The sequence below is a fragment of the Streptomyces sp. 8L genome (assembly GCF_020176795.1).
Taxonomy (GTDB): Bacteria; Actinomycetota; Actinomycetes; order Streptomycetales; family Streptomycetaceae; genus Streptomyces.
This window is the reverse complement of record NZ_JAIUKE010000419.1, coordinates 1-11,120: the sequence shown is the minus strand read 5'-3', so window position 1 is coordinate 11,120 and position 11,120 is coordinate 1. Positions and strand designations below refer to the sequence as shown.

Genomic DNA, 11,120 nt, shown 5'->3' with positions numbered 1-11,120 from the left:
GGGCGGGTTCCTCTGGCGCGCCGTGCCAGGTGCGCCAGAGCGCCGCGTAGGGGCCGCCCGCCGCCACCAGCTCGTCGTGGGGTCCGAGTTCGGTGATCCTGCCGCGGTCGAGCACGGCGACCCGGTCCGCGTCGTGCGCGGTGTGCAGCCGGTGGGCGATCGCGATGACCGTACGGTCGCGCAGGACGGCGGCGAGCGCGCGCTCGGTGTGCCGGGCACTCGCCGGGTCGAGCAGGGCGGTCGCCTCGTCGAGGATGACGGTGTGGGGGTCGGCGAGCACGACCCGCGCCAGGGCCAGCTGCTGGGCCTGTGAGCCGTCCAACTCCATGCGTCCGGCGCCCAGTTCGGTGTCGAGTCCGTCGGGCAGGCCGCCCACCCAGGTGGCGCCGACGGCGTCGAGGGCGGCGAGCAGGCGCCCGTCGGCGGCGTCCGCCGCGGCGAGCAGCAGGTTGTCGCGCAGGCTCGCCCGGAAGACGTGGTGTTCCTGGCTGACCAGCACGACATGGCGGCGCAGCAGTTCCGGGCCGAGGTCTGCCACCGGCACACCGCCGACGGTCACACTGCCCTCGCGCGGCCGGTCGGCCCCGACGAGCAGCCGCCCGAGGGTCGACTTGCCCGCGCCGGAAGGGCCGACGAGCGCGAGCCGTTCGCCCGGCCGCACCGAGAGCCGGACGCCGTGCAGGACGTCCGTGTCCGTACCGGCATAGGCGTAGCGCACGCCGCTGACCTCGATGCGGTCGCCGTCCGGGGCGGGCCCGTCCGGCGCGGGCGCCGGGGGCGCGGCGGCGAGCCCCTCGACGCGTGCGAACGACGCCCGGCTGCTCTGGAGGCCCTCCATCCGCTGGAGAATCGCGTCGAGCGGTGTGGAGAGCTGGCGCAGGTACAGCGCGCACGAGACGACGGCGCCGAGGCCGGCCGCGCCGTGCCGCACCAGCACCCCGCCGGTGAGCAGCACGGCGATGACCGGCAGGACGTACGAGACGTCGACGGCGGGGAAGAGGACACTGCGCAGCCGGAGCGTGTGTTCGCGGGTACGGCGCCATTCGGCGGCGACGGCGGCGGTGACCGCGGTGCGCTGTTCCTGGAGGCCGAGCGCCTCGATCGTCCGGGCGCCGGAGGCGGTCGCGGCGAGCGTCTCGGCGAGCGCCGAATGCGTCTCCCCCTGCGCGAGGTAGGCGGCGGGCGCGCGGCGCAGGTACCAGCGGGCGGCGACCGGGATACCGGCCAGGAACACGATGCCGACCGCCCCCGCAAGCGGCGCCAGCACCACTACCGCGACCAGCAGGAACACCGCCTGGAGCACGGCGATCAGGACCTCGGGCGCCACATCCCGCAGGGTCGCGCCGATGACCGGGACGTCGCTGGTGCCGCGCGCCGTGAGGTCACCGGTGCCGGCCCGCTCCACCACGGAGGCGGGCAGCGCGAGCGCCCTGGACACGAACTCCTCGCGGATACGGGCCGAGGTCCGCTCGCCGAACCGGTGGCCGAGGAGCCGCCCGTAGCGGGTGAGCAGCAGTTGGAGGAGCGCGCAGCCGACGATGGCGAGCGACAGTTTGTCGACCCGGGCCGCCGTGCCGCCGCCGGTCACGGTGTCGAGGAGGCGGCCGAGCAGCCAGGGCGGGGCGAGGCCCGCGGCGGCAGCCGCCATGTTGAGGGCGATCATCCGGACGAAGGCGCGGGCGTCGGCCCGTACGAGCCGGGCGGCGGCGGCCCGTACGGCGCGCGCGTCCGCTACGGGCAGGCGGTGCGGCGCGGTCATCGGTCCGCACCCGGGCGGCTCGGCCTCGTCATGGAGACCCCTCGGTGTCGCGGGTGACGAGGGCGCGGTAGCCGGGGCTCGTCGCCAGCAGTTCCTGGTGGGTGCCGGTCGCGGCGACCCGGCCGTCCACGAGGTGGCACACGGCGTCGGCCCGGGCGAGGACGAGCGGGGAGAGCGTGGTGACGACGGTGGTGCGTCCGGCGCGGGCGGCCGGCAGCCGGGCGGCGAGCAGGGCCTCGGTGTGGGCGTCGACCGCGGAGGTGGGCTCCACGGCCAGCAGCACCTCGGGATCGGCGAGCAACGCCCGCGCCAGGCGCAGGCGTTGGCGCTGGCCGCCGGAGAGGCTGCGGCCCTGCTCCGAAAGCGGGGCGCCGAGGCCGGACGGCAGCGCCTGGACGATGTCCTCGGCGGCGGCAGCGCGCAGGGCGCGCCCGGTCGCCGCGGGCTCGCGCGGCTCCCGTCCTTCGACGGCCTCGCGCAGGGTGCCGGAGAAGAGGTGTGCCTCGTTGTCGGCCACGAGGATGCGTTCCCGTACGGCGGCGAGCGGGAGGGCGTCGAGCCGGACGCCGCCCCAGGTGGCGTCCGACGCGGTGTAGCGGCCGAGCCGGTCGAGGACGGCCGTGCTGTCGGCGGGACGGCCGGAGGCGAGGGCGGTGAGCACGCCGGGCTCGATCCGGGTCCCGGACGCCGGGTCGTACAACTCGGCCGGTACGGCGGGTGGTTCGCGCGGGTGCTCCGCGGTGTCGGTGATCTCCGGTTCCAGGGCGAGGAAGTCGGTCACGCGGCGGGCCGAGACGAGGCCGAGGCCCAGTTGGTGGCCGCTCTCGACGAAGGAGGTGACGGGCACGGCGAGCACGGTCACATAGCCGTAGACGGCGACCAGTTGGCCCGGGCTGATCGCACCGTCGACCGCCATCCGGGCGCCGAGCCAGGTGACCGCCGCGAGGAACAGCGCGGGCAGGCCGACGGCGATCGCGTCGATCCAACTGGCCACCGACGCCACGCGGTAGCCGTCGGCCAGCAGGGCGCGGGACCCGCGCCGGTGGCGCCGGCCGTACGCTTCCTTGCCGCCGAGTCCGGCGAGGACCCGCAGTCCGCCCGCGATGTCGGCGACGCTCATGGTGAGTTCGCCCTGCCGCTCCCGGTAGGCGGACTGGGCGCCGCGGAGCCGGTTCAGCAGCGGTCCGAGGGCGAGTACGAGCGCCGGCACACCGATCAGCACGACGGCACCGAGCAGGGGTGACACCGACAGCAGCACGACGGCGACGGCGACCGTGCACATCACGGCGCCCACCCCGGGCCCCGCGATGGTCATGACGTCCGCGATCGCGGCCACGTCGCCGATGCCGATGGCCAGCACCTCGCCCGCGGTGAGCCGGTGCGGCAGGGTGGCGCCGAGCCGCACCGACTGGCGGACCACGGAGCGCACGGTGCGCAGGGCGGAGTCGTTGCGGGCGCGGGTCATGGTGCGGTGGCGCATGATCGACAGCCAGGCGCTCGCCAGCCCCACACCGAGCAGGGCCGCAGCCCACCGGGCCACGGCGCGGTCGTCCCCCGAGCGCAGCCCGTCGTCCACGGCGCGGGAGAGCAGGTACGGCGGCAGTGCGAGGGAGACCATCCAGACGCTGCCGAGGACGGCGGCGAGCGCGGCCCTGCGGCGCTGGCTCACGACGTGCCACCACAGGAAGCGCGCGGGGCTCCGGTGGTCGGGGAACTCGGCGGGCTCCTCGCCCTCGGGAACCGCGGGGCCGGGTGGCGGGGTGTCCGCTGCGGTGCCCCTCGGCGTGACGGCCATCTCACGCACACTAGCAAGCGCGTGTGCGGCCGGGGCAGCGCGGGGGCCGCTTCTGTACGGGGGCGGCCGGACGGCGGGAGGCGCACGGGGCTCCGCGGTTTCCCGGACGACGGGGCCGTCCCGGACCCGCAGCCGCCGCGGGTCAGCCGTGGGCGCCCGTGTAGTGCTGCCGGGCCAGTGTGGCGACCGCGGGCAGATCGCGCGCCGCCAGCGCGTCGAGCAGCGCGGTGTGCTCGGCGGCGTCCGCGACGAGGTCGGCCCTGCGCACGGGCCCGGCCCCGGCGGGCGGCCACTGCGAGCGCCGGTACAGGTCCTCCGCGACGAGGACGAGCTGCCGGTTGCCGCCGAGCGAGAGCAGGGCGCGGTGGAACGCCCGGTCGTGTGTGACGTACGCGCTCCGCTCGCCCAGCGCCGCGGCGGCGGTGCACCGCTCGGCCAGGGGGCGCAGGTCGTCCCACGCCGGAGCCGGCCGGGCGCGGGCGAGCCGCAGCAGGACGGGCACTTCGAGCAGCTCCCGCACCTCGGCGAGCTCCGCGAGTTCCGCCGTATCGCGTTCCGCCACCCGGAAGCCGCGGTTCGGCACGACCTCGACGCTGCCCTCCGCGGCGAGCCGCTGCATGGCCTCCCGTACGGGTGTGGCGGAGACACCGAACCGCCGGCCGAGCGCGGGCGCCGAGTAGACCTCGCCGGGCGCGAGCGCGCCGTCGGCGAGGGCCGCGCGCAGGGCGTCCAGGATCTGACCGCGCACGGAGTGGCGCCGCACCTGGCCGGGCAGCGGCAGGGCGCCCGGCGCGGACGGGGGCCCGGTAGGGGGCGGGGCCGCGTGGTCCCGGCCCGCGCCGCGCTGCTCCACTCCCACTCCACCTCCGGTTCGGGCCCCCGCCCACCCGGATGGCGGAACGCGGCCGTGCTGAGCACCCTAGGCGGACCAGGCCCCGGTTCCCACCTCGTGGAGTTCGGATAAGGTAAGGCTTACCTGCAAACGATCGCGATTCGGTGGTTGCCCGCATGCACGTGTCTCCCGCGCCCGCCGGCCTGCTCGCACCGTCACCGTCCTTCGCCGACGACGCCTACCGCAGGCTGACCGAGGTGTTCCCGTCCCTGCGCGTCGAGGTGGCCGGCGCCGGCGAGCGGCTCCGTACGGGTGAGGGCTGGGTGACGGCGGAGGCCCTCGCGTCCGATCCGGTCGCGCTCGACGCGTTCCTGTCCTGGGACGAGCGGCAGATCATGCGCGACCAGGGCCGCGCGGCCCGCCCCGACGTGGTGGCGAGCATGGCACTGCACCGTTACGCGTGGCCCGCCTGCCTGCTCGTCACGCTGCCGTGGTTCCTGCTGCGCAGGGTGCCCCGGCTGCCCGTGTCCGCGGTGTCGTTCCACCGTGCGCTCGGCCGGATGTCCGTGGCGCTCGGGGAGTTCGCCTGCCTGCCGGACGACCCGGCGGCCGGGCTGCCCGGTGCCCGTGTCGTACCGGACGAGGAGGCGCTGCGCGCCGAGGTGCGGGCCGCGGTGGCGGACCATCTGGCCCCGGTGCTCGACGCGTTCGGGCCCCGGATGCGCCGGCGGCGCCGCGCACTGTGGGGCATGGCAACCGACGAGATCGTGGAGAGCCTCTGGTATGTCGGCCATCTGCTGGGCGAGGAGGGGCGCGCCGTCGCCGACCTGGGGCTTCTGCTGCCGGGAGCGTCCGCGCCGTACGCCGGGGCCGCCGGATTCCGCGAACTCGCGGCCGGGGACGGGCGCCTACTGCCTACCCGCGATCGCGTGACGTGCTGTCTGTTCTACACTCTGCGTCCTGACGACACGTGCGTCACATGCCCCCGCACATGTGACAGCGAGCGGGCGCGGAAACTGAGCGCCTCGGCCTGACGGTTTCCGGCGACCCCCGGTGGTTTTCCGGCAAGCCGACAAACCTGACAGTGCGTCACCCCGCGCCCAGAACCACCCCGAAGGGTGATATTAATCGAACATGACAGCCGGTCACCGAACGGCAGTTCTCACTGAACACGCCCTTATGCGTATGTTGCCGCCTCGTTGGCGTGCACTTGTCCCGAAGACATCTGAGGGACACCACATCTACGCCACTATGGCGCCCGTTACTTCCTCCTGCGATGCAAGGAACACCGCATGCGACTGACCGACATATCGCTGAACTGGCTGCTCCCCTGCGGCGTGCTGCTCGTCGGGGTCCTGGTGGCGGTGGCTCTCATCACGCGCAAGCGCTCCGTCAAGTCCGGCTCCGAGGACTCCTGGGAGCGCAGCGAGGAGCGCCGCCGGCGCAAGGAGACGGTGTACGGCATCGCCTCCTACGCACTCCTGTTCTGCTGTGCCGCGGTGGCCGCGGCGCTCTCCTTCCACGGCCTGGTGGGATTCGGCCAGGAGAACCTGAACCTGTCGGGCGGCTGGGAATACCTGGTGCCGTTCGGACTCGACGGAGCGGCGATGTTCTGCTCCGTGCTCGCCGTGCGCGAGGCGAGCCACGGCGACGCGGCCCTCGGCTCCCGGCTGCTCGTCTGGCTGTTCGCCGGTGCGGCGGCCTGGTTCAACTGGGTGCACGCACCGCGCGGCATCAGCCACGCGGGCGCGCCGCAGTTCTTCTCCGGGATGTCGCTGTCCGCGGCGATCCTCTTCGACCGCGCGCTGAAGCAGACGCGCCGCGCGGCGCTGCGTGAGCAGGGCCTCGTACCGCGTCCGCTGCCGCAGATCCGCATCGTGCGGTGGCTGCGCGCACCTCGCGAGACCTTCGGCGCCTGGTCGCTGATGCTGCTTGAGGGCGTCCGCACCCTGGACGAGGCGGTCGAGGAGGTCCGCGACGACAAGCGGCAGAAGGAACAGGCCAAGTACCGCAGGCGCGAACAGGGCAAGCTGGACCGGGCGCAGATCAAGGCGCTCAACCGCCAGCACCGTTCGTGGCCGCGGGGCGGCGGCGGTGGCCGGCAGGTCCCCGCGCTGAGTGCGCCGGGCGTTCCGCAGCAGGCCGTCGCCACCACCGCGGAGCCCGCTCTCGCCGATCTCTCCGAACAGGGGCCGGCCTCGGGCCGCCCCCCGCTGGAGCCCGTGAAGAACACGGCCGAGACGCCCGCTGCGGCGGCGCCGAGGACCGTGGACCTCACGGCCGAGGACGACACCCAGGCGCTGCCGCGCCTGGACTCGCTTGAGCGCAAACTGGCCGACCTGGAGCAGCAGTTCGGCTGACCCGGCGGTCCACCGCGGGTGGACGGGGCAACCGCGTAGCGCGGCGGGCCGGTGTGACGAGGGATGTCACACCGGCCCGCCGCTTTCGTGTCGCGACGGCGGGCTCCTCGACTTGGCAACCGCAGCCCAGCGGACATTCGTCGCAGGCTTCTTGACGCGAGGAAAGGGGACGGCACGATGACGGACGGCCTGGAGTGGATCGGCGAGCAGTGGTACAGCGGTGCGATCGCCAAGGACGGGATGCTCTCCGACATCTGCCTCACGGCGGTGCGCGGCGTGGACCCGGTGGACTTCGTGGTCCGTCTCGGTGCGGACCGCCGCCTGGCCGAACAGCCTCCCCTGTTCGTGGACTTCGACAGGGTGGGCGTCGACGGGGGCGACAGTGTGGCGATGTTCGGCCGCAGCAGCGGGTGGGCGTACACCCTGGAGACCGAACGGTCCACCTGGCGCCACCTCCTCCTCGACCGGCTGAGCCCGGACACCCTGGTTCAGCGGGGCGAGGAACTCGTCTGCCTGGACCGCTTCACGCAGGAGGCGCCCTGGGTGTGCTACCGCGACACGGCCGGCGAGACGAGGTCCTTCGAGCCCGGCGAAAGCCTGCTGGAAACCGCGTTCCCGCTGGAGGACCGGCTCGGGGCGTTCGCCACGCTGGACGCGGCCATGCGCCGGGGCGGGGCGGTGCGAGACGCCTCCCCCGGCCGCGAGGGCCGCGACGATCCCTGGGGCGATGAGGAGGAGTTGGCGCGGCGGCTGTTCGGCGCGGTGGGCGGGCATCTCGGCCTGTCGCTGCCACGCCAGGAGATCGAGAAAGGGCTGCTGCCCGCGGTACTCCTCCCGTCGCCGTTCTGAACCATTGCGGCGGGCCGCCCACTGCGCGTGAGCCGGGAGTTGCTCGTCGTCCGTTGCCCCGTTGCCCCGTTGTCCGTCGTTTGTCGTTCGTCGTTCGTCGTTAGTCGTTAGTCGTCGTGGAGTCCCCAGCCCCCCACTGATCGAGCCCAGGCGCCTGATCGTGCGCCAGGCCTCGCGAAGCCGGCCGGGGCCCGGGCTCCTCCGACAGGGCCCCGGGACGTACGTCATACGCGGCGGGGGAGGATGGTGGGAGAGCTTGCGCGTCATCCAGAATGATTCGATGGTCACACTTGAGACTCCCCGTTTGATCCTGCGTCGCTGGCGCGAGGAGGACGTCGCGCCCATGGCCGCTGTCAATGCCGACCCCGAGGTCATGCGGTGGATCCGAGACGGCGGCGTCCGTGACGAACAGCGGACTCGCGACGGGATCCACGCGTGGGAGAGCGAGTGGGAGTCACAGGGTTTCGGCCTGTTCGCCGTCGAGATCCGGTCCACCGGCGAGCTGGCCGGGTTCACCGGCCTCTCCGTGCCCGGCTACATGCCGGAGGTATTGCCGGCGGTCGAGGTCGGTTGGCGGCTGGGACGTTCCCACTGGGGACGGGGCCTGGCCACCGAGGCAGCCGCGGCCGCTGTCCGGTTCGCGTTCGAGGAGCGGGGGCTGGAGCGGATCGTCAGCATCACCCAAGTGGGCAACGACGCCTCAGAGCGGATCATGACCAAGCTGGGGATGCGTCCGGTCCTTGAGACCGTCAATCCCGCCTACGGCCGGCGGGTACGGGTGTTCGAGTTGTCGTCGGACCAGTACCAGTACGCCACAACCACGCCTTGACGGGGGGCGACTTGGACGGTAGTCCAGCATGTCGTCAGTATGTGCGACGGACCTGGTGGTCGGCCACGGCTCGACGCCGGCCACCACCGCCGGGCTCCCGGTGACGTGACCGGCATGGCAGGCGACGACGGGGCAACACAGCGCGAAGCACTTGGCGGTGGCATGGCGAACGCCGATGCGGTCTTCCGCCGCGGTTCCCTGGGGGACCGCCCGGCGCCGCCCACCGCGCCCGCCCTCCACGCCCACCTTCGCGCGCTTCAAGCGCACGGCTTCGACGGCGCTCCGACCCCGGTCCGGCTCACCGAGGACGGCCGCGAGCAGCTGACCCATCTCCCCGGCGACGTCGCCCTGCCGCCGTATCCCCACTGGGTGATGACGGGGACCGCGCTGAGTTGAGTGGAACGTCTGCTGCGCCGCCTGCACGACGTCAGCATGGCCGTCACCGTGGACGCCGGCGCCGCGTGGCCCCGGGCTCTGGCCGACCCGGAGGGAGGACTGAAGACAGGCGGTCTCGCTCGGGGCTGACCCGACGCGCAGAGCCCCCGGTCTCCGAGGAGGCCGGGGGCTCTCGGGTCTGCTGCGGGACCGCTCCGCAGCGCTTGCGCACGGGCGGGTTCACGGGCCCGCGCGAAGCGCCGGGCTTCACGGCCGGGGCATGTTGCGCAAGTTCGCCCGGGCCATCTGCACCATGCGGCCGACGCCGCCGTCGAGGACGATCTTGCTCGCGGAGAGGGCGAACCCGGTCACCATCTCCGCGCTGATCTTGGGCGGGATGGAGAGCGCGTTGGGGTCGGTGACCACGTCGACCAGGGCGGGGCCCTTGTGCTTGAAGGCGTCCTTGAGCGCCTTCTCCAGCTCCTTGGGCTTCTCGACGCGGACGCCGTAGGCCCCGGCCGCCGTGGCGATCGCGGCGAAGTCCGGGTTGCGGTTGGTGGTGCCGTACGACGGGAGGCCCGCCACCAGCATCTCCAACTCCACCATGCCGAGAGCTGAGTTGTTGAACAGCACGACCTTCACCGGCAGATCCTGCTGGACCAGGGTGAGGAAGTCGCCCATCAGCATGGCGAATCCGCCGTCGCCGGACATCGACACGATCTGCCGTCGCCGGTCGGCGAGCTGGGCCCCGATGGCCTGCGGCATGGCGTTCGCCATCGAGCCGTGGCTGAACGAACCGATCACGCGCCGACGGCCGTTGGGGGTCAGGTAGCGCGCCGCCCACACATTGCACATGCCGGTGTCGACGGTGAAGACGGCGTCGTCGTCGGCGACTTCGTCCAGCACGGACGCCACGTACTCCGGGTGGATCGGGACGTGCTTCTCCACCTTGCGGGTGTACGCCTTGACGACGCCCTCCAGCGCGTCGGCGTGCTTCTTGAGCATCTTGTCGAGGAAGCGCCGGTTCTTCTTCTCCTCGATCCGAGGGATCAGCGCCGTCAGCGTCTCCCGCACGTCGCCCCAGATCGCGAGGTCCAGCTTGGAGCGGCGGCCCAGGTGTTCGGGCCGGATGTCCACCTGCACGATCTTCACATCGGTGGGCAGGAAGGCGTTGTACGGGAAGTCCGTGCCGAGCAGGATCAGCAGGTCGCACTCGTGGGTGGCCTCGTACGCGGCCCCGTAGCCGAGGAGACCGCTCATCCCGACGTCAAAGGGGTTGTCGTACTGGACCCACTCCTTGCCCCTGAGGGCGTGGCCGACGGGCGACTTGACCTTCTCCGCGAACTCCATCACCTCCGCGTGCGCCCCTGCGGTGCCGCTGCCGCAGAACAGGGTCACCCGATCGGCCGCGTCGACCATGCGGGCCAGCTGCTCGATCTCGGCCTCGCCCGGGCGCACGGAGGGCCTGCCGGTGACGAGCGCGTGCTCGGGCGCGTGGTCCGGGGCCGGGGCCGCGGCGATGTCACCGGGCAGTGTCACCACACTGACGCCCTGCCTGCCGACCGCGTGCTGGATCGCCGTCTGGAGGACCCGGGGCATCTGCTGCGGGTTGGAGATCATCTCGTTGTAGTGGCTGCACTCCTCGAAGAGGGCGCTCGGATGCGTCTCCTGGAAGTACGCGGTGCCGATCTCCGCGGACGGGATGTGCGAGGCGAGGGCGAGCACCGGTGCCATCGAACGGTGGGCGTCGTAGAGCCCGTTGATGAGGTGGAGGTTGCCGGGGCCGCAGGAGCCCGCGCACGCGGTCAGCCTCCCGGTGATCTGCGCCTCGGCACCCGCGGCGAACGCGGCGGCCTCCTCGTGGCGCACATGCACCCAGTCGAGGCCGGGGGTGCGGCGGATCGCGTCGACGACGGGGTTCAGGCTGTCGCCGACGACTCCGTACATCCGCTGGACACCTGCCCGGACAAGGATCTGGACGAACTGTTCGGCGACGTTCTGCTTGGCCATGCCTGAGCGCCTTTCCATACGGGTGGAAGTCCATCAAACCCACGGCCGGCGACGTTACGCCTCCCAGACGCCGACGGCCGTGCGGTCGTCCGCGTACCCCTTCACCCGCAGCTGCACGTCGGCGAGGAACTCCACCAGGCTGGGCGCCTCGGGCACGGACCAGCGCGCGCCGAGCGTCCGCGGCAGGCCCGGCTCGCCGCGCAGCGTCTCGGCGAAGCCGTCGCCGCACAGCAGCAGGGTGTCGCCGGCCCGGGCCGTGGAGGCGTGGAAGCGGAAGGGCTGGTCGGGCTCGGGGGCGGGCGCGTCGGGCA

General features: G+C 73.2%; 8 protein-coding genes and 2 pseudogenes. 5 read left to right on the top strand and 5 right to left on the bottom strand.

The genetic code is table 11. The annotated features are described in order from the left end of the window. From LCE31_RS29305 to LCE31_RS29295, 3 genes are all read right to left on the bottom strand, one after another. Nucleotides 1-1,759: ABC transporter ATP-binding protein (locus LCE31_RS29305; RefSeq protein WP_225019547.1), on the bottom strand; the 1,759-nt coding region annotated here is incomplete at its 3' end. 28 nt (nt 1,760-1,787) lie between these two features. After that, nucleotides 1,788-3,554 (bottom strand): ABC transporter transmembrane domain-containing protein, encoded by a 1,767-nt coding sequence (locus tag LCE31_RS29300; protein ID WP_225019545.1) that lies wholly within the window; start codon nt 3,552-3,554, stop codon nt 1,788-1,790. A gap of 142 nt (nt 3,555-3,696) precedes the next feature. Next, entirely contained in the window at nt 3,697-4,413 is a 717-nt protein-coding gene (locus tag LCE31_RS29295) for a GntR family transcriptional regulator (protein ID WP_374118584.1), read from the bottom strand. A gap of 149 nt (nt 4,414-4,562) precedes the next feature. Between LCE31_RS29295 and LCE31_RS29290 the strand changes: the two genes are divergently transcribed. The 5 genes and pseudogenes from LCE31_RS29290 to LCE31_RS29270 form a co-directional block, all read left to right on the top strand. Further along, nucleotides 4,563-5,420, top strand: a complete 858-nt coding sequence (locus tag LCE31_RS29290; RefSeq protein ID WP_225019541.1) for a (2Fe-2S)-binding protein — start codon at nt 4,563-4,565, stop codon at nt 5,418-5,420. A gap of 258 nt (nt 5,421-5,678) precedes the next feature. Beyond that, complete coding sequence (locus tag LCE31_RS29285) at nt 5,679-6,746, top strand: DUF2637 domain-containing protein (RefSeq protein ID WP_225019539.1); 1,068 nt, start codon at nt 5,679-5,681, stop codon at nt 6,744-6,746. 177 nt (nt 6,747-6,923) lie between these two features. Further along, nucleotides 6,924-7,595, top strand: coding sequence for a hypothetical protein (locus LCE31_RS29280; RefSeq protein WP_225019537.1), 672 nt, complete (start codon nt 6,924-6,926; stop codon nt 7,593-7,595). 280 nt (nt 7,596-7,875) lie between these two features. Continuing rightward, nucleotides 7,876-8,424, top strand: coding sequence for a GNAT family N-acetyltransferase (locus tag LCE31_RS29275; RefSeq protein WP_225019535.1), 549 nt, complete (start codon nt 7,876-7,878; stop codon nt 8,422-8,424). Between the two features lie 114 nt (nt 8,425-8,538). After that, a pseudogene (locus LCE31_RS29270) lies at nt 8,539-8,919 on the top strand (aminoglycoside phosphotransferase family protein); the annotation flags it as partial. Nucleotides 8,920-9,066: 147 nt separating this feature from the next. Here LCE31_RS29270 and LCE31_RS29265 read toward each other — a convergent pair. After that, nucleotides 9,067-10,809 carry a pyruvate dehydrogenase gene (locus LCE31_RS29265; RefSeq protein WP_225019533.1) on the bottom strand — a complete coding sequence of 581 codons (1,743 nt, stop codon included), beginning with the start codon at nt 10,807-10,809 and terminating at the stop codon, nt 9,067-9,069. 54 nt (nt 10,810-10,863) lie between these two features. Then, nucleotides 10,864-11,120: pseudogene (locus tag LCE31_RS29260) on the bottom strand (protein phosphatase 2C domain-containing protein); the annotation flags it as partial.

What these genes read in the sequence shown, in the direction of transcription:
- LCE31_RS29265 (WP_225019533.1), bottom strand. Translation starts at nt 10,809, where the DNA reads ATGGCCAAGCAGAACGTCGCCGAACAGTTCGTCCAGATCCTTGTCCGG.
- LCE31_RS29275 (WP_225019535.1), top strand. Translation starts at nt 7,876, where the DNA reads ATGGTCACACTTGAGACTCCCCGTTTGATCCTGCGTCGCTGGCGCGAG.
- LCE31_RS29280 (WP_225019537.1), top strand. Translation starts at nt 6,924, where the DNA reads ATGACGGACGGCCTGGAGTGGATCGGCGAGCAGTGGTACAGCGGTGCG.
- LCE31_RS29285 (WP_225019539.1), top strand. Translation starts at nt 5,679, where the DNA reads ATGCGACTGACCGACATATCGCTGAACTGGCTGCTCCCCTGCGGCGTG.
- LCE31_RS29300 (WP_225019545.1), bottom strand. Translation starts at nt 3,554, where the DNA reads ATGGCCGTCACGCCGAGGGGCACCGCAGCGGACACCCCGCCACCCGGC.
- LCE31_RS29290 (WP_225019541.1), top strand. Translation starts at nt 4,563, where the DNA reads ATGCACGTGTCTCCCGCGCCCGCCGGCCTGCTCGCACCGTCACCGTCC.